This window comes from Butyrivibrio sp. AE2032, assembly GCF_000702965.1.
In genome coordinates, this window is record NZ_JNLF01000003.1 from 659,063 (window position 1) to 679,066 (window position 20,004).

Consider the following 20,004-nt stretch of genomic DNA (forward strand, 5'->3'; position numbering starts at 1 on the left):
ATACCAATTTTTTCTGTATCAGTCCTCAATTGTCAGGATACTGAGAAATCCTGTCATCTTAAAGATATCAATGATTTCCTTAGCCACGTGCTTTAAGGTCATTTTACCATCCTTGTCATCCATCTCCTGCTGGGCAACCAGGATAGCACGAAGCCCGGCACTTGTCAGATACTCCAGCTGAGCCATATCAATGTTGATCTCTGTAACATCAGCCACCGATTCCATAATGGCATCCTGAAGCTGCGGGGCAGATTTGGTATCAAGAATTCCGCCCAGGGCAATATTCATCGTAGTTCCTGAAATCTCTTTTTTAATGTCAGCCATTGTCTTCTCCTCGCTCTTTGTTCATTCCTCAGTCTCCATCATCCGAGGTATCAGTTCTTCGATGTGTTCTATTGCATCAGCCCACTCATCACTGGTGATATCATCATCCGGTGCAACAAGAGTGGATCTTACCAGCACGGATGGCTTGTTATCAGGCAGATACTTTGCAGTAAAGTCAGCTGCATATTCCCTCTTTACAGGGATAATAACCTGCTGATCATTTTTTATCCTACCGGATACCTCTTCAAGAGCTGTAAGGATAAGCTCCATGGTGATCCCGTCTGTATCTCCATGGACCATCTCAATGTAGATCTCATCGCGATAGTTTTTATATACCAGAAGAACACCTGCCACGGCGCCCTTTTTCTTAGCAACAAAGGACAGTTTTCTATCATATCTGTTTTTATCCACCAGAGGAATTCCGTTATCATATACTCCAGGTTCCTCTTTGATGTAGCGGGAGGTGATCTCCTTAAACTCCTCAGGAGTCATCGTATCTATAGGAAGAATCTCTGTGTTAAGGTCACCCTCAGGATCGATGTCCACAATCTTCATAAGACTCTTAACATCCGTAATAAGCTCCTCATCCGGTACAATATCTCCCACGAAATACCAGCGCTCTAAAACTCTGGAAAGGGGCGACATCATATCAATCTCCTTCCCATCATCATCAATGCCTGTAACAATCAGATCTTCAAGCCTCATGTCAAAAGAAATACCACTGACGGGAGTATCCTTGATCATATAGAACATCTCTGCCATAAGTGCATCAAGAGCATTGGCATCCTCATGGTCTTTATCACTCCGGAGCCAGTCTATGTTCACGATTATTTCCCCATCCATATCCCTTAAGGTAAAAGACATTACCCCGGCCACTTCCAGCGGATAATCCTCAGCACCACCGTTTCCCTCCGGCAGCATTACCTGGTATGCTGCAATGATGTATCTGTCGGGATTTCCAGACAGTTCCAAAAGTTCCGTAGGAATAAGATGTCTTACCTTTGGAAACATCTTCTCTGTCACCAGGGACACATATGGGAAATAGCCATCAAAGAGCTTCTCATACTGGTCCACTGCTCTTCTCCACTCTATGATTCTGTCCCTTCCTACTGAAAGCATAGGATGTACCATACCGATATAGGCATAGTACATTCTGAAATACTCCATATAGCTGCGGAATGTAAGCCAGGGCGAGGCCTTTGTGGCTTCATCAAGACTGGCAAGCTCCTGTCTTTTTTCTTCCATGACCTCATCCAGTATATAGCTGCTCTTAATAGCCTCTGTGGGGTCCAGAGCAAAGGTCTCACTGATAGTTTTCTGTACAGGGTCTGATTCCATAAAACTCTGGGTAAAAGCATTTATATCCATAAAGCGTCCTCATCCTCTCTATAATTTGTTTACCATCTGTCAGAAGCATTACACATTGGATATACTATTAAAATCAACAGTCTCAGTTCCCGCTTTCCACTTAATTGCCGAATAACCAACGTTATCAAATGCGGTACTTCCGGAAAAGAAACTATGCCATCTGGAATTCTTTCCAATATATTGTTGAGCACTCAAATGTTCTATTGCAAGCTTCGTGTCATTATATTCTATTCCCGGTTGCAAAGTTTTAAGCTTTTCTTCCAACTTTTTAATATCACTTTTTGCGATATCTGCTATGGTCTTGGTAGCGTAAAGGTTGTACCACGTACCAGGAAGATGGGGATGAGGCAGTGTAAACGCTCCATAGGCCCCAAACTCAGCATTCCGCATAAAAATAGATGCTGCCGACTTCACAATACTGCCTACCAGCCAGAAGGGGAGCGAGGCAGCAAATGCAGCGGTATTAACGACATTTCTTACAGTCATTCCCCAAAGGAAGGTCTTTCCATAATTTAATACCCGATTGAATCCGCCAGTTGCCTTTTGAATAGCACTCCTTTCGCCGCCACCGACTACTTTAGAGGTATTCCTTTTAATCACCTCTATTCTGGCCCGGGCTGCCCGCTTACGGTTTTCGGCCTCTTTCTGGACTTTTATGACATCAGCCTTACGCTCTTTTCCTCTCTGGGTCCAGGGCCAGGGATGAGTCAGACGATACTTGCGGCAGGTGGAGATAATCTCATCCATCTTTTTTATTATATCCTCAAGTCTTCCTTCACTAGTTTGGGTCTCCATCTGTTCAGCATTAATCTGGGTATCGGTAAAATCATACTGTTCATCTAAATAATATAATCCATCGTCATCTTTTTCATCTGTTGCCCACTTTTCTGCACGGATATTTGCATTTCCATTAATGATTCTTTTTAGCTTGGTCATATAGTGGCCATCGCTACTTTCTATGTCCTGATAGCTATTATCCAGGGCAACGTGAAGCTCCCTTGGCTTCTCATGTATAGCAGACTGGGACTGCAAAAGATCTGTTGCATCATCCTTCCCATCAGGAAGATTACCCTTAGGGATAGCTTTCTTAAGGGATTTATGAGAAGAAAGAGTCAGATCCATTTCGTCAAAAGAGTCATTTATACTCTTATTACTTAACAGGTCCTTCTGACTGGTTATCTCCTCGGTCTTAAACCCTTTTTGCTTTTCATCCATAGAGGTTTTAAAGATAGTCATATAAGTCTCCTTTCTTACGAGCTTATCCGATGGTAACTAGCCGTATTTCTTATGCCTCTTCCCTGCTTCCTGAATATACGGGTATTCCAAAACTCCGTGGCAAGAGTTTTTCCGAAAGCATCAGTGATGCCTGGTTGTGACGATCCAGAAGGATCTTAGTGTCCGGTGAATATTTTTCTTCCATGCTGATGACAAACAGGCGCATCATACCAAGAAGATTTTGCTGTGCATTCTTATCCATTCCCACCATGAGCTGCATGGAAAGCATTCCTGAAGGAAGCTTATGGAACAGGAAAAATCCTGAAATCGTATCATCAGTCTTAGCAAAGCAGGAAACATCCGCTTCGAACCAGTTCATAGAGAGATAGGAAAGGTCCTCACATATTCCCTTCTTCCCTATTTCAACGCATTTGGACAGTCCCTTACGGAACTGGCGAAGAGGAAGTTGGTTCAACACTCTTATATTCCCGGGAACTTTTCTGCTGGCCATGAATGGAAGGGCCGAAAGCTCGGACAGGTTTACAATGATATGGTCTCCTTCCGTAAGCCTCACCTTAAACCCTGCGTCCTTAAGGGCTTTCTTCTCGTTCTGGCTATCCTCCACCGGTATCACTACTTTGGAGCGCACAACCCTTGCATTGCTGACAGCATCCTTATATGAAGAAAACAAAAGCTCAGTTGCCTCAGGATCCAGGATCTTCAGCCACTCTATGACGCTCTCAGTGTCAGCCTTATCCTCCATATTCATATATTCCCACACGATACCTGCCAGGAATTCTTCCTCTGAATCTGACATCACCGCAATGCCATGGTAAAACTCCCTCCCCAGGTTTTCAGCCATGTCCTGTCCCATGTAGGTGGCGAATTGTTCCACGTTTTCTCCGTTAATATCAATGATCACCATATGTTTTACCCTCTCAGCAGGATTGTAAGCATATCATCAATCCTGCTCCTGACCTATTCGTTTTGTAATAGTAAGGATGTTACTGCCATCCATGTTTTCGTAGTGAATATCATCAACGGTGTTTCGGACCATGAACACCCCAAGACCGCCGACTTTTCTTTTCCCAGCAGGAAGATTGATGTCAGGAACCACCTCTTCCATGGGGTTATAGGGTCGTCCCTGATCAGTGAAGGTCATGGAAATACAGTCACTTCCCGGTTCATGGTTAAAAGAAATTATCACATCTCCGGCTTCTTCCTCGTAGGCATAGTTCGTAATATTTGAGAAGATCTCATCGACAACCATGTGCATCTTGAGAACATCCTGCCGACACACGCCTTCTATGTCCGCAAGTTCTCCCCCAATGAAGTCAAACACTTCATCTATATTCTGTGCATCAGCTTTAACACATATTTTTCTGGTATTAGTACACATGGGCATACCTATCGATATTCTATACTTCGTATCAATTTATTATATAATAGAGCTCCCTTTTGTGGGTTGGCTTGCTTGTTATTTAATAAAGTAGTTATCGTTTTTTTATAATTATTTTATTCCAGGGAAAGCATAAACATATCCATCACCCGAGATTTCCGGCAAGCAATATATGATATAATATTTAGTATATAGTTGTTTCATTAATTCGTATAAATGAGGTACAGATATGGCTGATTTCAAAGACCTTACTACCCAAGATGAATTTGATCCCTCCCTGGATACCGGGGATGGGCGTTTTCTGGATCCCAGCGGATTTCAGGAGCTTTCAGTGAGTGATATCCTGTCTGATGAGGAGGGAGCACCGGAAGGCGGAACCGTGACTCAGGCAGAGGGTCAGACTCCGGAACAGATGGCAGGCCAGAGCTCACGTCAGACTGTCCCTGTAACCACCACTACTGCGTCTGCTGCCTCATCTCTTGCTGCTGCCCATAGGGCTATTCTTGACAAGTATACAGAACTTCAGCAGTCCAAGGTAAAACATTGGGGCATAACCTTTAGCGATGGCGAACAGATGCAGGAATTAAAGAGCAATCTGGCAAGAGTGAGCCGCTACATGTATCTGCCTGTACCCACAAACAAGGAGCAATTTGCCACAAGGCTTGAGCAGCTTCGGGATTCTTATAATAGCTTGATAATCAGCTGTGAGGCCTACATCTCCTACATAGAAGGAAAGAAAAAGGGGCAGAGCCCTATGGGCCAAAGGCGTCTTGAGCTGACAAAAGACATCCTGGCTCAGAGCAAGAAAGAAATGGCCCTTTTTGGCATGCCTGAAAGGAATCTTTTTAATGATGCCAAGGGCGCAAAAAACTGGGACGAATTTCTATACACTGCCCGTGCTGAGCGCATCATGGAAGGTGACCTTTCTATCACGAAAATGGGAGCCGGCACATCAACGATTTATAGAAAAGAAGAAGAGGACGGAAGTACCAGATACATCAAGAAGGAAGAACGTCTTGATAAAAATGGTGATTTCCTCTCTTTCCTTGAACAGGCTGGTTCCGCAGGCATAGAAGGTGCCGATAAACTGATTCAGGGAATTCGTGATCGATATATGGAGTTCCAGGAAGAAAACGAAGCGGAATCTGAAGGAGAATCTGAAACAGCTAGTGGCGAAAGCAACCGGATTGCAGATATTTTTATTATCCTTAGCAATGCAGAAAGAATCCATGCCGATAGAAAGCCGGGTGAAAGCGATAAGGATTTCAATGCCCGTGAGAAAAAAGAAAAACAAGAATCGTTAAATGCCAGAATCGCTGATTATTTAGATGATGAACTGGCTCCAATAAAAGACCTTATCCTGCAAAACTATGACGCTTTTTTGAAAATACTATCCTTCGTCAACAAGAAGGTCAACGAGCATGAAGTTGCAACCGAAGGCGCAGGAATTGAAGCGGGTGAAGCCATCTCCAACAGAAATGTTTCCACCAGCAGACTGGCGGAGAAATATGGCATTGGTGATCTGGTTGCCAAGTCAGACACTATCCTTATGGAATCCGAAAACGGTGAGGTATCCAGAGCTAACTCCATGGAAGGCGTAGAAGGCCGTACTATGGGTGAACTGAAGGCATTTGCCGAGGCTGAAGGAATAAAACTTGTTCTTTCCGATGATGCCATCAGGCAGCTGTATCAGCTTCAGATATTTGATCTTATCTGTGGACAGGTGGACAGGCATCTGAATAATTACGTGCCTACCTATAGAATTGACAGTGAAAAGCAGTATACTATTACAGCTATCAAGGGAATTGACAATGACATGGCCTTTGGTTCAAAGATGAAAGATATCGAAGGAGCCATGCATCAAAGACCACTTATAGATGAAAACGATAGAGTCTCGATTCCGTACCTGCCAAGAGATTTTTATGACAGGATCATGGCCTTCACTCCTGAAATGGCCCGTTTCGACCAGATGGATATTCGTAGCAAGGCTGAACTAGGAGCCCTTGGCATAAGAATCTCACTTACCCAGGACAAGCTGCAACACCTTGTCTCAAGTGGCAAGATGCAGCTGCTGGATTCTGACGAGGACTGGGAACTTGTAAGGGATCAGATCGCCGATATGCAGAAAAAAGGCCAGTTAGGAGATAGCTACATCCCATTTGACCTTATCTGATCCATCAATCTCACCCTGCCAGGGTAAGGAGCCTGTTGGTGAAAGCCTCCGGGCTCTCTTCTTTTTGCCTGATAGCGTAGGAACTTTCAACTTTCATTGAGCTGTCGGTTTCCGAAGCCCTAAGCGTTGCAGCCTTTATTAAGAGGCGAATAGCCCCCTGGCTCTGTGGTCCAGCCATAACCAGGTACTCGTCTTTTCCCAAAGAGAAAATCTCAGCATCCATAGGCTTAATGCTGTTAAGGACAGGGATGAGCTTCCCTTCACTTCCCGGTGCTTTAAAACAGATACCTATACCATTGGGGTAACCACTCTTTTCCATGTACTCGTTCATGGATGAGAGGAACTCCCTGTTATATAGTCCGGTAACAGGATCCACATATTTATAGCGGTTTCTGACTGATATCCAGGTCAGCACCACTGCTATGGCAAGGCATAAATCCCTGACTTCATTCTGCATTAGTATCCTGTTAAAAGGAAGCAGTCCATACTGCATCAATATCTGGGTCAGATAAATAAAAAATCCCAGGATCACAGGAACAAGAAAGGCATCAAGCCTAAGGAATGACGGAGGCTTCCTGCCCTTGTGTGCTTTTAAGACAATCTGGATTGCATTTATCAAATAAAAGACCTGTAATGCTATGCAGATGTAGCCAAAAGCAGCAATAGCCTGAACAGTCTGAAATCCTTCATAGAAAAATCCCTCTGTTAATGCCATATAGACTACTATAAAGATCACGGAAATGATAACTGCGGGAATAAAACTCTTCTTAAATTTCTTTTGCACATGTTCGTAGCTATGGAAGATTGCATAGTCTACGTACAGATTCCAGCCAACAACGACCTGGAGTGCCACCATCTCTCGAGCGACATTTAATAAGGCTATAAATATCGCATGAAATAAAGCACCTTTTTCCCCCGGTTCTACATAAAAGGTCCAGTCCACCCAGGTGATGAACATATCAAAAAAAGCTGCGACTGCGATAAGCACAGCTATCTGGAATATTCTTTTGGATTCCACCGTATCCCGTCTTCGAAGGTGCCCGTCAGAAAAGATTAGGGCCAAAACGAAGACAATAGCCAGAGCCTTAGTAATTATAAACTTAAGTAATCCCATATCTATCATAGGATGATCTCCTTAGCCTCTGTTTCCGCGGGTAACAACTTCTCCGTTTTTCCCTGCAAAGAGCTTTGCCGAAAGGGCAGTTACATTCTTATCGTGACGACGGATCAGGACCATTGTATCTCCCGGATAATTTTCAACAGCTCTTTTAGCAGCAAATAGAACCATGTGAAGGACATCCTTTTGTCCCTCCGGTCCAGTAGCAACCATTAGTACCGGCATAAGCTTTTCTGAAGGCAAAGCATGTATAAGGAGCATTCCGGAAATCTTTCCATCGTGGACAGTACAGCAGGATACCTTCCCTTCAAACCAATCCTTTTCGATGTAGTTAAGATCCTCCAGCATTCCCTTTTTGCCATGGAAGGCGCAATTTATCATTCCCTGCATGAAATCAACTTCCATGACTCTGTCCAGTTCCACAACATAAGCCGGTAGCTTTTTTGCCTTCTCAGCCAGCATGGAAAGGTCTGAAACAGTAACAATAAGGTCTCGACCCTCCACGTTTTCAACATCAAACCCATCCCCCAAAAAGCTGGCGAACACATCATCTGACATTCCCTGGACCTCAAAGAAAGACCTGACCACATCTTCGTCTGAAGTCTGGTCATCAAACGCCTGCAAAAGAGCTTCTGTAGCCTCTTCACTATCTGAATTCACATAAAAGATCTCTGCGTTTGTATCCCCGTCCTCTTCCATGTTCTTATACTCCCAGACCATGGCACCCGAAGGAGAGAATCCGTCTTCAGAAGCCACAATGCCCCGATAGAATTCCCTTCCGATGTTCTCAGAAATATCCTGACCTATATATTCTTCGTAATCCTCTATGTTGTCAGCATCCAGTTCGATAATTTCCATGTTGTCCTCCAATGGAAGTCAGTTAAGTCTGGTCACATGAATTTATCATCATCATCATAATTACTTCCATGCTGAGCCATTTTTTTCTCGTCCACAAAAAGTTCATCATAAGTAGCTTCATGTTTCTTTTCCAGTGCCAATAACTGTTCGGTCAGAAGCTGATTTTCCAGCACCCAAGGGAATATTCTATAAAAGATTCTGGCAATGGGATTACGTTCTTTAATGGACTTCTCATATAATTCTTTAGTCGCCCTGTCAAATCTTTCATTCATCTTTCTGGCGTTTTCTTTAGCCCGCCTAGCTCTATACTTCTCACGTTTTTTATAAGCACTGTTAAGGGCTTCTTTGCTTACATATTGGTCCACCACTCTAAGATCGATATCGTTGCCCAAATCATGGTGCTTAAAGAATTCAAGCTTTATTACCAGCTGCTCCGCTTCATCATAGCTCATGGCAGGATAATGGTACTGCAGATTTTTGATGCGCACCTTTAAGACACCCTTATCCTGTCCTGTTCTGGTGTCAGCCACACGCTTATGAGCTGAATGAATCTCAGCACTATAGTAGTCTTCTTTTTTGATCATCTGATCATAAGACTTTTTGAAACGCTGCGAAGGTGTAATACCTGCCTCCTCGTCCCTCTTTTTGATCTCTCTTATCTTTGCTCTGGCATCCTCTCTTACCCGTTTTACTTCCTTAAGCCTCTCAGCAGCTTTGCCAAATTTGAACAGAGAAAACTTTCCGCTGGTATAAGCATTACATGCCTTTACAACTTCCTCTAATACTGCGACTTCGTTCCACTGCTTTTCTTCGCCCTGAAGTTCGTGATATCTGTTTATGGCATTTTTAACAGCTGCCATCTTAGCACTGTCACCACTTTCAATATCACAGTTCTTAGCCAGGGTGACATACTTATAGTTAGGCACTATATTCGGCTCATCAACAGTCTTAAGCTTCTTTTTATCCATCTCGCCAAAAGAGCTTTGAATAGATTCAGCCTTTTGATGGACCAGCTGAACCTGGCCTTCGTCAACGGTTTTGTTTTCCTCCATCACTAGGCTGGCTTCAGCGTTCATAGCCTTGTTCTGATCAAGGAACGCCTCGTCCATGACGTCCTGCTTTTCCTTATTCTGGAACATATCCTCCTGCTTCAGGATCTGCTCTTCACGCTGTTTATTCTTTTGTATATCATCATGAAAAAGTGCCATATTACACCTCATCTATATCCGAAGGTTCAAGTCTTTCAAGTGTTGCAGTAGCTATCAGGATACCTGTTTCGCAATCAATATCTTCTGTTGGCATTGGATCAGAAAGCCGTGCTTCTATCAGGGCTCTTCTAAGCTGGTTAGGGAAAAACTTGTCCAGAGCTTCTCCCTGTTCAATGGATTCCACCGGTACCATGATCAGTGTGTCATCGCCGTAAGCCTTTCTGGCACTGACTGCCAGGTGACTTATCAGCCCCTTGATCGAAGGGGCTCCGCCTTTCGTCCATCCAAGGTACTCTGTCTTCACAAGGCCACTGGGCATCCTGTGAACCAGTAAAAGGGCTCCATTTCCTTTATCCATGGTATAGCAGCTGAGCTTTTGATCATAGTAACTAAAGGGTCTTTTACCACACAGAATTTCCTTCAGTTCTCCATCAGTCTCAGTGAGCTTTTTAACAATTCTCTCAAGATCTTCCCGCTCCATACCTTCGATAGAGTGGACACCCTCTGCGAGATTGGCAACAGCTCTTTTCTCCTCATCTTTAGAAACCTTTACAACAAACTCCGGTGAAAGTCCGCTCTCAAATTCAAAATGCCAGTCACTGAACATGTTGTAGAAAGCCTGTGAATACTCATCCTCCTCCGGAAAATCAAAGGTTATGTACTTAATATCCTGTTCCATGCACCTTTCCAGGATATTTCCAAGAAGTATGGTAGCAACTCCCTGATGCCTGTAGTCACTGGCCACATAAAGCCACTCGATATTAAGCACCTGATCTTCTGAAAGTCGGTCCAGTCCGATGCTGTAGGCAAGAGCACCAACAGCATATACTGATTTCTCATTGAACCTGACAGCGCCGATAGCGTGTACTTTTCCAACCATGATATCTTCAGCGATATCCTGGGAGAAAAGAGGCATATATTTCCTGATGGCAGAATCCGTGATCCTGGAGGTAAGCACGCCTACCAGCTGCTCATATTCTTTTTCACAGTCACTTGCTGCCTTTAGAGCCTGCTTTCCCATTTCCGACCATGGATGAAAGATCCTTGCAACCCGATACTGAATCGAGATCTTTTTAAGGTAAAGTTCCTCAAACTTATCCCTCAATTCAAACTCACGAAGCTTCTGCCCTTCAGTCTCTTTTTTCAGCTGCTCTATGGCCTCTTCTACTTCATCCAGTTCCTCTGCTCTGTCTGCCAGTTCGTTAATATAGATATAGTTTAGGTTCATGTATGCTCTCCTGATCTGTACTTAGTCCTGGGTCTTTGGGTTCATAACAAGGCAAAGCATTGTAAGATCGTCATACTGAGGCGCTGCTCCGGCAAATACGTCTACTGCGCTTCTTACCTTCTTCATTACATCCTGAGGTGTATCTTCGCTCATGACTGTGGAAAGAACTGACTCCAGCTTATCCTCGCCAAACATCTTCTCTTCCATATTGTTAGCCTCCGGAACACCGTCGGTGTAGACAAACAGCGCATCTCCCGGATTGAGGGTGTAATACTCATCGGTAAAGGTCAGATCTTCCATGGCTCCAAGCATCATGCCATGCTCAGTCCTTATAAGACGGAAGGTTCCATCTCCGGAACGGATTCCTGGATTCTCATGGCCTGCATTTGCACAGATAAGCTCTCCTGTGGAAATCGTCAGGATACTGTGCCATACAGTTACGAACATGCAGCTGTCATTTCCTTCGCAGAGCCAGTTGTTTACATCCGCCAGGATCTCTGAAGGTTTTCCGCCTACCAGCGTCCTGTTCTTTAACATGGTCTTTGAAACTGCCATAAAGAGCGATGCCGGAACACCCTTTCCGGAAACATCCGCTATGGTCAAAGCCATGTGATCATCGTCTATCATGTAGCAGTCATAGAAGTCTCCACCTACCTCCTTTGCAGGAGTCATTGAAGCGCTCAGCCTGAAGTCCTCGCTTTCAGGGAAGGTATGCGGCAGCATGGACATCTGGATGTTCTGGGCCACGTTTAGCTCTGTCTCAACTCTTTCCTTTTCCGCTGCCAGATGCTCCATTTCCTTGGTATAGCGCTCCATCTCCTGGGCCATATCTGAGAACTGATCAGCAAATGCTCCGATCTCATTATGTGAACGGATCGCCGAAAGCTCTTTTACCAGTTTGTCTGTATCCTTGGACTCGGAATACTCTGAAACATACTTCTTAAGCTTGGCAAGGGGTCTTGGTACTATGTAGTACAGGAACAGCAAAAGCAGGATGAAAACCAGAATCATCATGGCAATAACACTGTTTCTTATGCTGTTTGTATAGTCCATGTCTGCATAGACCAGCTCTCCGGTGAAGATTCCGAAGTACTCCGCCTTGTCAGCCCCGGAATAAGGCAAAAAAGGAATATTCGTACCGAACATCATGGCATCACTTGGGGTGGTAAAAGCCCACTGCCAAACCTTTGCTCTGGTGGCATGCCTCGTATTATCTATGATCTTTTGAATTTCCGGAAGGTCCGCAGGCTTTCCAATAAGTGCTTCCTCATCCGGATAATTTGTCAGGATTGCCACAGGCTCTTCGTCATTTTCTCCAGTCATAGCGATGATAATGGCAAAGTCTTCATTCTCGCCCTGATAATATTTCATTACTTCGCTAAACTGGTTATAGGCGTATATGGCGAAATCCAGCTGTTCTTCAGAGGTAAGGCTCTCTGCCTCCTCGGGCAGGATATCCGCTCCGCGCTTTTTGGATAACTTATCCAGAATCTCATCTATGTCATCCACCTTTTTGATCATGTCATCCTCGGTGATCATAGACTCTGAATTTGCCTTCCAGTAATCCATGAGCCAGGTAAGGGATTTGTATTCATTCAGATTGTCCCCCAGTGAATCCATGTATTTCTCAAACATCTTCATATTGCTGTTTAAGGATGTGGAGAAGGCGGACATGGTGATCATATTTCCGACAGCAATGGTCATCAGTGTGAACAATATTATGATCACTACTCCGGTCTGGATGAGGATCTTCTGATTCCTACTGGATTTCTTTTTCTCTGTGTTCTCCATGAACATGGTTCCTTTCGGCTCATGCCTTATTCTGTATAGTTACATCCATCTTGTTATATGGAATCTCAATGCCGTTGGCCTTAAGGGCCTTGAACACTGAGGTATTGATCTCATCTTTAACTACTTCGCTCTTGTAGTGGGAAGGGAATCGAACTGTAGCTCCCATGATAAGGGCGCTGTCCTCTAAGGACAGGAAATATACGCATCTGCTGTTAGGGACACTCTCATCGTACTTGTCCTCATTAAGTGTCAGAGGGCACTCGCAAATGGTCTTGCGGATTATCTCTTTTGCCTTGTCAACGTCACAGTCATAGCTGACAGGGAACTTGAAGGTGGCGGATCTTGGAACCTCTCCGTAGCTGTAGCTTATAACTCTCATGGAGTTGGCGCTGCTGTTAGGGATTATTGCTTTGGTGGTATCCAGAAGACTTACCACCACGTGTCTTAAATTAAGGGACTCGATAATTCCCGTAGTCCCGTCCTCGAACTCAACTCTGGAGCCCACATCGAAGGGCTTGTAAATACTGAGCTGAAGGCCTGCAAACATGTTTTTTACGGCTTCCTGGGCAGCGAAACCAACAACTGCTGCCACTACTGCAGTACTACCAAGGAGCGATCTGGCGATATGCTCACCGCCAAGGGGTAGAACAACAAAGATAACAATAAGAGTAAAGGTAATGGTTCGTTCTATGAACTGAAGAGTAAGGCTCTTGCCGTGCTTCTTCTCCAGTCTTGTAATAACACCTTTCTTGATCCTAAGAAGAAGGAAGAATAACCCTATGTACAAGAGCAGCAGAACTACCATTGCAATAATTGTGATCAGGATCATTTTGTTCATCATTTGAGGTGAAAAATCCTTAAAAACATCATCTAATAATTGAGTTACTATGCTGTAGGGGTCAGTCATGATTCTTTCTCCTTCCTGATAAAGGATTCATCGTAAAATTTAAAAAGAAGGGAGCACAGAAAATACAATTACTCGATAATCTGCGCTCCCCTTTTTGCTGTTAATAAATTATTATCACTTCTTAATTGCCTGCATCATCTCAGCAATCTTGGAAGCAAACTGTGTAAGAGGCTGTGTCTGGAGGATAATGTGTCCAGGACCTGTTACTACTGTATTGAAGAGACCTTCGCCACCGAAGAGAATGTTTCCAACGCCCTTGATCATTACGATGTCGATAGAGCATGTCTCATCCATCATTACAAGGTATCCGGTATCAATTGTCATCTGCTCGCCTGCTGCAAGATCATACTCCACAGCACCACCGTCGATCTCAAGAAGAACAGAGCCGCTTCCGGAAAGTTTGTTCATGATGAAACCTTCACCACCGAAGAGACCTGAGCCGATCTTCTTCTGGAAGAAGATATCAAGGTCAATGCCTTCGTCCATAGCAAGGAATGAACCCTTCTGAACTACGATAGGTTTTCCCGAGATATCTATCTTACGGATCTCACCTGGTGAGCAAGCGCCAAGTGCAAGAGTTCCTGGGCTCTCAGCTACATAGCGGTTCAAGAAAAGAGACTCACCTGAAAATGCGCGTCCGAGCATCTTGCCAAGTCCGCCGCCTGTGTTGGTTTCCATCTTGATTCCACCATTCATCCAGGACATTGCGCCAGTTTCGCACATAAGTGCCTCGCCTGCTGCCAAATCGCAGATTGCTACCGGAAAGTTTCCACCTTTGATTTCACAATTCATTCAGTTACCTCCTTTTTAATCTTATAAAATTTATCCCGCACACCCTTTAGGCGCTACAGTCAGCTTGTCTCCTCCCCCCCATTTTCCTTAATTGATGAGAATAAATGAAGTTCTACGGAACGCGCTGAATATCCTCACAACTGCGGAATAAATAAGTCCAAGGCTATAGATAAGAAGTGCTGTGTGTGATTTTCTTATGAAGATCAGACACGCTATAGCAAGAAGGAAGTTGATGATACCATGGGTGAATTTAAGCTTCCATGGACCTTCCACTGCCTTCTTTGACTCCATGGCTCTTAGGATCTCTACCACACCTGAGAATGCATGGATACCTATCAGGTAAAGTAGAATGTAGATCTTAGGCACATTTGCAAGTGATCCCGTGATAAGGGCGAAATCAAGGATGATAACTCCCTGGATAAGGATCATCTTTCCACCGATCATGTGCTTTGCCATGGTGAAATAGAAAATGATATCCTTAATTCCCACTATGGCAAGACCTAATGAAAGGATAGCGACAATTATCATATAAGCTTCGTCTGACGGGAAGAAGATGAAAAACAGTGCTACTGCTATCATGCATAATCCGAACAGAACTTTTCTTACTCTTTGAAATCCACTCATATTTAACCCTCTTTTACCTGGCTATTCCGGCCAGTTTGTTGTTAGATCTGGCTATTTCGCTGATTACCATGCCCTTATGAGCCATTGCACCTCTGGTGAACTTACCGATAAAGGTTTCGTCCTTATTGGTGCTGTTTGTGTACTCATCAAAATACTTGTCTATCTTGTGGTCTTCAATTGTCTGCCCTGAAAGATCCTCACCAAAGGCCTTCCAGTCCTCGCTTGCGATGATCTGTCTCTTTTCAATAATGCCTTTTATCCTGTCCATGTATGGCTCAACTGCATTCATGTCGTACTCGTTCTTTTGGAAGGAACTGTACTCTCCGCGGATATACTTCATAGCCTGGATCATCTGAGTGAAGGCCTTCATGTAATCACTTGGATTGTCCTTGATCAGTTCCTCATAATCTCCCCAGGCCGGAAGATATTTATATCTTACAAAGCTGTAGTCCGGAAGGTGTCCGGCTCTGCCGTGGCCCAGGTTCATGATGGTATTCTCATTTGTCTGGTAAAGACTGTTTGTATAAATGCTGTTTTCCAGATCGTCCGGAGTTGAAGTCTTATGCACGAAGGTAATTGGTACCTCTCTGTAACCGTCTCCCTCCGGGAACAGCTCATAGAAAACATAGTTTGTATTGTTGATGACAAGGGAAGGTGTTCCGGCAAAATTGGAATGTGCCCAGGTGTCAGCAAGAACGTGCATAGCAATTCCAACTGACTGCAAGGGCTTATCCTTAGCCAGCTCCACAGTCTTAACAACCAGATCACCATTTGGTCCGCAGATCAGTCTGTACTTATCCAGATATTTCTTTCCACAATTAGGCTTTGTGGCATAGAGATCCTTTGGAAGGAAATGGAATGCTGACCAGATCCTGGTGATGTCCTGAAGTCCCACCATATCGGTTCTGGCATCCATAAGTTCCAGCTGCATCTGTGTTGTTGCCGCATCTGAAGGGCCCTTGATCTTGGCAAGAAGGGTTCTTGTACACAGGTCAACAAACTGTGCACTATAAGCCACATCAAGACTCTCCTCGTGGTTATAACCTGCCAAAAAAGCAGCGCAATATGTCGCATAGTAATGGAAATCTTCCTGCATACTCTAATCACTCCTGTGTCAGTTCAGCTCTAAGTGCTTTAACTTTCCTACTTGAAATTACAAGGGTCGCTAAAATGTAGATTGAGGTCAGATCCACTATGATAGAAGCAATAGTTGTTGATAAGACCTCTGCCTCTTTTATCTCATCTGCGTAAGACAAGGTGCCAAGAAGTGACAATACCAGCAGTATTACTGCCCATACAAAATATCCCTTTTTAAAAGGCTGTCCCTTGGCTTCTTTCATGGCATTCCTGCCAATATAAACGTGAAACAGAAAGATAAGAGCGGACAACAGGATAAAAATAGCAATAATAGCAATAAGGACCACCAAAGTTATTGCCTTTTCTTCTTCCGTTGCCTCCAGGTCAAACTGGAACATTTCTTTAGATTCCAACAACAACTGCATTATAACCTTCAGAACGTCCCATGCTCCCAGGATGATGATGCCCATTCCGCATACATTAAGGTTATCCTCATGTCGCCTCAAAAGAGCTTTTTCACTGTTCATAGACACTTTCCTTTCCTATGTCAGTCATCGTACTAGTTATGCAATAGTTTAAAATGTTGACTCTCCGGAAGCTTTTTCGCCATTAGGTCCGATGTACTCAGACTTTCCAAAGCCAAGGATAAGTGTGAAAATTGGGCTAAGGAAAAGAAGTCCAAGTGTGAAGCCGATTCCATGGCCAAAGGACTTTGAAAGCTTATGAGTATCGATAACGGCAATAACAATCATTACTACTGTGAAGATAAGACTAAGGATGGCAAGGAAGCCTCCATTTTCACCTGCAATGCTTGCAAGCACACCACCAACAACGCCTGCTCCGATCATGATCCAGAACATCATTGTATTCCAGGAAATCTTAAAGAGAATAAAGCTGTTAAGAAATGGAATAATTGACATCCAACCTGGCTGACCAGCCTTTGTAAAGATTTTCCAGTTGGCGATGATCATGATGATGTACCATGCAAGACTGATAACTCCATAAACTGCCAAACCTGCTAAGATAGCTCCTACTAATTCTTCCATGCTTAATTCCTCCTGATTAAATTGTTTGTTTTTTTGATAGATTCAAGAACATTTGCACCTATTAGTTTACCATATTTCGTTAATTCATTTATAAAAAATCCATAAACTGTGTATAAAAAGCGAGATTGAAATAATTATGCACCGCCCCCATTGACTTTTTTTCCACAATTAAAAAGGGCTTCGCATTTTCGCGAAGCCCTCGGCATTTATAATATGATTTATTAGTCTGTCATGTCTCATCTGAACTGGAATTGTCTTCCGAAGCTTCTGGTGAAGCATCTTCTGAATCGCCGGCTGGTGCTGGTTCTTCTACAGCAGGTTCAGGCATGATGGCAGGAGCTGGCTCTGCAGGTGGTGCAGGCTCTACAGCTGGTGCTGCTGGTTCTGCTACTGCGGCTGGAGCTGCCTCGTCTGTCTGAGCTGGAGCTGCAGGTGCTGCTGCCTCTGGTGCTGCTGCATCCTCTGATGGAGTAGCTTCGTCGGCGGGAGCTGCTGCCTCTTCTGCTGGTGCTGATTCAACAGCCTGAGCTACAGTCTGTTCGGGCTCTGTAGCAGGTTCTGGCTCTGCGAGTGCTACTGTCTGGTCTGCATCTGCGATCGCTGCATCCTCTACAGGCGCTGTAGTTTCTGCTGCCTCAGCTGCTGCGTTCTCTGCAGGTGCTGCGGTTTCTGCCGAATCCTCTGCTGGTGAGCTTTCTGCTTCGGGTGCTGACTCTTCAGAAGTCGCAACTAGGTATGGTTCATTGCCCACTTTGGCATTGGTTGAAGCTCCACCTGTTCCGGCTTGATCAAGCGGAACTTTCTGTGTTCTTCCACCAGATTTAAGAGCAATCTCAGGATCTACTGTTGAATAAACGAATGGCTGATCGCTTTCCTCAATGGTTGGATCGTGATAAATATTGAAATACTTCTGGTTTTCTTTTGCCCCTTCGGGTGCCTGTGCCTGGATAGGAGACTTGGCAGCTGTGTCAAGTGGCAATAAGATTGAACCGTTTGCAGTTGCAGTAGGATCTGTCTGTTTTAATGTGCTTGTTACTTCTCCAAGATAATTCAGGTAAGAAGTACAGAACGCAAGAGAATCCTCTGTCTCGCTAACTGTGCCGTTTGTTCCATCTTCGTTTCCACCTTTTACAAACTTCGCAGTGAAATCATTAGTACTACTGTACCTATTGCCAGATATGTCTTTTATTACATCATCAAGGGTTTCGCCCTCATGCAAACGTAACAATATCTTATCTAATCCGGTTCTTAAATCTGCGGAATTAAAGCTTGTATAATCCGATGGATCGGTATTTTTTACCTGTGCCTGAGACAGGAATGACAAATATACCGTTGCCAGATATCCCATAGTATAAGCACTTATACGATTGCCAGCATCATCTGAAGTGCCAATATCCGGCTTGTGTGTAGGACCGGTTCCTGCAGGGTAAACTTCGGAATAGTTTTTGTAAAAGGTCAAAACATCTTGATCAGTTGCCTGTAGTGTTCCGCTAGTGCCAGTGCTGTAACCATAGATCTTGCTGTACTGATCATATCTGAAAGTGTAAACATTCTCTACTGCTGAAGCAATACCCTCACAGAACCATCCGGGATAGTCATTATTTTCATCCGGCATTCTTACCACACCGGCTCTCGTATAATCGTCCATAAATGCGTGAAGCATCTCGTGAATTACTGTGTTTTCAAGATTTACACGCTCATTCTCATTAAATACATAAACTCCCGTCTCGGAATTTTGCGTAAAAAGAGTTTTAGCATTTACACCCATCATATAAACATATTTTTCAGTACCAGCAGGTATTCCAGCTACATATGCTATAGAGGTTCGAGAACTTGCCTGACTGTCAGGGAAGTCCGAAGTATAAACAAGAAGTCCAATTCTTTCACCGATGGCCTTGCCATTATTTGAAGAAACAAATGACGGGAATGATGTGGTCAACACAGAAACAACCTGTGGCAGAATAACATCAGAGACCAAATTATAAAGCATTTTCATGTTGTCATATCCAAGATGCTCTATTGCGCTCTTGGAGCAATACATGAGAACAGGATCCGTCACCTCAGGTTGGCTTTCAGATGAAGAACTTTCCCCGGAGCTGCTTTCAGATGTAGAACTACTTTCAGATACGGAACTGCTTTCGGTCGAAGCCGAAGCACTGTCATTTGCAGCAATATAGGAAGCATAGTCATAGGCCCCATTTATCTTTTGCTTATTTATCTGCTCCAGACTGTTACTGCTGGAAAGTACGTTCTGAAGATATGGTGTAACATCACTCATCGCAGATAATGTATCTGTGATCTTGGTAGTAGTGATGAATGTAATATTATTCGTAGGATCAGCAACAAGGAGCAGATTTGAAGAATCAAGCTGTCCATCCAGGAACTCCGGAAGCTTGATTGTGAAACCGCCAATAGCGCTGTCCTGTGCAATTGTAATATTTGCTGGAACAAAGAAAGCTAAAATAGGTATAAGCTTCTTTCCAGGAACATAGGTCTTTACAATAACGCCATTATCATCTATCCAGACTACAGGAATTTCCCAGAAAATTCCCTGGTCTGTCATAATGGTAGCCTTGGTATCAAGAGCACCACTTGATCCAGGCTGCTCCAGATTGATAACTCTTAAGTTTGTTACTGCCTTTCCGGAAGCAGCGCCAGCACTTCCCTGACCTGTCTTAACAGTAATAACAGGTGCTGCAGCAGAAGCTGAGATTGAGAAAATGCTCACACTCAAAAAAGCTACCGCCATAACAGTACTAATTGCCTTTGCTAGAAGTTTTCGCGTTCCTTGCATATAACACCCTCCTTACTTCTTCCTTGCTATACCCCTGCACTTCTTACTTAAAAATAATTCAAAGGAAGACTGTTCGATTAGTA

The 20,004-nt window shown here is 44.0% G+C and carries 18 protein-coding genes; 1 reads left to right on the forward strand and 17 read right to left on the reverse strand.

Annotated features, from left to right (window positions below; genetic code table 11):
- Window positions 1-18 precede the first annotated feature (18 nt).
- The 5 genes from BO18_RS04705 to BO18_RS04725 are packed head-to-tail and all read right to left on the reverse strand — an operon-like array spanning window position 19 to window position 4,306.
- A complete protein-coding gene (locus BO18_RS04705) occupies window positions 19-324 on the reverse strand; it encodes an STAS domain-containing protein (RefSeq protein WP_034444042.1) in 306 nt (101 codons plus the stop codon).
- Between the two features lie 21 nt (window positions 325-345).
- A complete protein-coding gene (locus BO18_RS04710; protein WP_034444044.1) occupies window positions 346-1,692 on the reverse strand; it encodes a hypothetical protein in 1,347 nt (448 codons plus the stop codon).
- A gap of 48 nt (window positions 1,693-1,740) precedes the next feature.
- Window positions 1,741-2,928, reverse strand: coding sequence for a hypothetical protein (locus tag BO18_RS04715; protein WP_034444046.1), 1,188 nt, complete (start codon window positions 2,926-2,928; stop codon window positions 1,741-1,743).
- Between the two features lie 49 nt (window positions 2,929-2,977).
- The gene (locus tag BO18_RS04720; protein WP_034444048.1) at window positions 2,978-3,832 is read right to left on the reverse strand and encodes a hypothetical protein; all 855 of its coding nucleotides are present in this window, start codon (window positions 3,830-3,832) and stop codon (window positions 2,978-2,980) included.
- Between the two features lie 36 nt (window positions 3,833-3,868).
- Window positions 3,869-4,306: an ATP-binding protein gene (locus tag BO18_RS04725; protein WP_034444050.1), complete on the reverse strand. Its 438-nt coding sequence runs from the start codon at window positions 4,304-4,306 to the stop codon at window positions 3,869-3,871.
- A gap of 229 nt (window positions 4,307-4,535) precedes the next feature.
- On the opposite strand from BO18_RS04725, the gene BO18_RS04730 reads away from it, so the two are divergent.
- On the forward strand, window positions 4,536-6,479 hold the full coding sequence (locus BO18_RS04730) for a hypothetical protein (protein WP_034444052.1): 1,944 nt from the start codon (window positions 4,536-4,538) through the stop codon (window positions 6,477-6,479).
- Window positions 6,480-6,489: 10 nt separating this feature from the next.
- On the opposite strand, the gene BO18_RS04735 is transcribed toward BO18_RS04730, so the two are convergent.
- The 12 genes from BO18_RS04735 to BO18_RS32435 all read right to left on the reverse strand — a co-directional run bounded on the left by BO18_RS04735 (window position 6,490) and on the right by BO18_RS32435 (window position 19,921).
- Window positions 6,490-7,602, reverse strand: coding sequence for a hypothetical protein (locus BO18_RS04735; RefSeq protein ID WP_034444054.1), 1,113 nt, complete (start codon window positions 7,600-7,602; stop codon window positions 6,490-6,492).
- Between the two features lie 12 nt (window positions 7,603-7,614).
- Window positions 7,615-8,454: a hypothetical protein gene (locus BO18_RS04740; RefSeq protein ID WP_034444058.1), complete on the reverse strand. Its 840-nt coding sequence runs from the start codon at window positions 8,452-8,454 to the stop codon at window positions 7,615-7,617.
- A gap of 32 nt (window positions 8,455-8,486) precedes the next feature.
- Entirely contained in the window at window positions 8,487-9,662 is a 1,176-nt protein-coding gene (locus BO18_RS04745) for a hypothetical protein (RefSeq protein WP_034444061.1), read from the reverse strand.
- A 1-nt stretch (window position 9,663) separates the two neighbouring features.
- Window positions 9,664-10,890: a GNAT family N-acetyltransferase gene (locus tag BO18_RS04750; protein ID WP_034444064.1), complete on the reverse strand. Its 1,227-nt coding sequence runs from the start codon at window positions 10,888-10,890 to the stop codon at window positions 9,664-9,666.
- A gap of 21 nt (window positions 10,891-10,911) precedes the next feature.
- Window positions 10,912-12,681 carry a PP2C family protein-serine/threonine phosphatase gene (locus tag BO18_RS32430; protein ID WP_051688498.1) on the reverse strand — a complete coding sequence of 590 codons (1,770 nt, stop codon included), beginning with the start codon at window positions 12,679-12,681 and terminating at the stop codon, window positions 10,912-10,914.
- A gap of 19 nt (window positions 12,682-12,700) precedes the next feature.
- Entirely contained in the window at window positions 12,701-13,588 is an 888-nt protein-coding gene (locus tag BO18_RS04760; RefSeq protein ID WP_034444067.1) for a mechanosensitive ion channel family protein, read from the reverse strand.
- 114 nt (window positions 13,589-13,702) lie between these two features.
- Window positions 13,703-14,380: a TIGR00266 family protein gene (locus BO18_RS04765; RefSeq protein WP_034444070.1), complete on the reverse strand. Its 678-nt coding sequence runs from the start codon at window positions 14,378-14,380 to the stop codon at window positions 13,703-13,705.
- A gap of 87 nt (window positions 14,381-14,467) precedes the next feature.
- Window positions 14,468-15,004 carry a DUF308 domain-containing protein gene (locus BO18_RS04770; protein WP_034444072.1) on the reverse strand — a complete coding sequence of 179 codons (537 nt, stop codon included), beginning with the start codon at window positions 15,002-15,004 and terminating at the stop codon, window positions 14,468-14,470.
- A 13-nt stretch (window positions 15,005-15,017) separates the two neighbouring features.
- On the reverse strand, window positions 15,018-16,100 hold the full coding sequence (locus tag BO18_RS04775; RefSeq protein ID WP_034444074.1) for a DUF6765 family protein: 1,083 nt from the start codon (window positions 16,098-16,100) through the stop codon (window positions 15,018-15,020).
- 7 nt (window positions 16,101-16,107) lie between these two features.
- A complete protein-coding gene (locus BO18_RS04780) occupies window positions 16,108-16,608 on the reverse strand; it encodes a hypothetical protein (protein WP_034444076.1) in 501 nt (166 codons plus the stop codon).
- A 48-nt stretch (window positions 16,609-16,656) separates the two neighbouring features.
- Window positions 16,657-17,127: a DUF5684 domain-containing protein gene (locus BO18_RS04785; RefSeq protein ID WP_051688499.1), complete on the reverse strand. Its 471-nt coding sequence runs from the start codon at window positions 17,125-17,127 to the stop codon at window positions 16,657-16,659.
- Window positions 17,128-17,356: 229 nt separating this feature from the next.
- Window positions 17,357-19,921 (reverse strand): hypothetical protein, encoded by a 2,565-nt coding sequence (locus BO18_RS32435; RefSeq protein ID WP_051688500.1) that lies wholly within the window; start codon window positions 19,919-19,921, stop codon window positions 17,357-17,359.
- Window positions 19,922-20,004 lie beyond the last annotated feature (83 nt).

Coding starts and splice junctions, on each gene's coding strand:
- BO18_RS04705 (WP_034444042.1), bottom strand. CDS start 324: ATGGCTGACATTAAAAAAGAGATTTCAGGAACTACGATGAATATTGCC.
- BO18_RS04710 (WP_034444044.1), bottom strand. CDS start 1,692: ATGGATATAAATGCTTTTACCCAGAGTTTTATGGAATCAGACCCTGTA.
- BO18_RS04715 (WP_034444046.1), bottom strand. CDS start 2,928: ATGACTATCTTTAAAACCTCTATGGATGAAAAGCAAAAAGGGTTTAAG.
- BO18_RS04720 (WP_034444048.1), bottom strand. CDS start 3,832: ATGGTGATCATTGATATTAACGGAGAAAACGTGGAACAATTCGCCACC.
- BO18_RS04725 (WP_034444050.1), bottom strand. CDS start 4,306: ATGTGTACTAATACCAGAAAAATATGTGTTAAAGCTGATGCACAGAAT.
- BO18_RS04730 (WP_034444052.1), top strand. CDS start 4,536: ATGGCTGATTTCAAAGACCTTACTACCCAAGATGAATTTGATCCCTCC.
- BO18_RS04735 (WP_034444054.1), bottom strand. CDS start 7,602: ATGATAGATATGGGATTACTTAAGTTTATAATTACTAAGGCTCTGGCT.
- BO18_RS04740 (WP_034444058.1), bottom strand. CDS start 8,454: ATGGAAATTATCGAACTGGATGCTGACAACATAGAGGATTACGAAGAA.
- BO18_RS04745 (WP_034444061.1), bottom strand. CDS start 9,662: ATGGCACTTTTTCATGATGATATACAAAAGAATAAACAGCGTGAAGAG.
- BO18_RS04750 (WP_034444064.1), bottom strand. CDS start 10,890: ATGAACCTAAACTATATCTATATTAACGAACTGGCAGACAGAGCAGAG.
- BO18_RS32430 (WP_051688498.1), bottom strand. CDS start 12,681: ATGGAGAACACAGAGAAAAAGAAATCCAGTAGGAATCAGAAGATCCTC.
- BO18_RS04760 (WP_034444067.1), bottom strand. CDS start 13,588: ATGACTGACCCCTACAGCATAGTAACTCAATTATTAGATGATGTTTTT.
- BO18_RS04765 (WP_034444070.1), bottom strand. CDS start 14,380: ATGAATTGTGAAATCAAAGGTGGAAACTTTCCGGTAGCAATCTGCGAT.
- BO18_RS04770 (WP_034444072.1), bottom strand. CDS start 15,004: ATGAGTGGATTTCAAAGAGTAAGAAAAGTTCTGTTCGGATTATGCATG.
- BO18_RS04775 (WP_034444074.1), bottom strand. CDS start 16,100: ATGCAGGAAGATTTCCATTACTATGCGACATATTGCGCTGCTTTTTTG.
- BO18_RS04780 (WP_034444076.1), bottom strand. CDS start 16,608: ATGAACAGTGAAAAAGCTCTTTTGAGGCGACATGAGGATAACCTTAAT.
- BO18_RS04785 (WP_051688499.1), bottom strand. CDS start 17,127: ATGGAAGAATTAGTAGGAGCTATCTTAGCAGGTTTGGCAGTTTATGGA.
- BO18_RS32435 (WP_051688500.1), bottom strand. CDS start 19,921: ATGCAAGGAACGCGAAAACTTCTAGCAAAGGCAATTAGTACTGTTATG.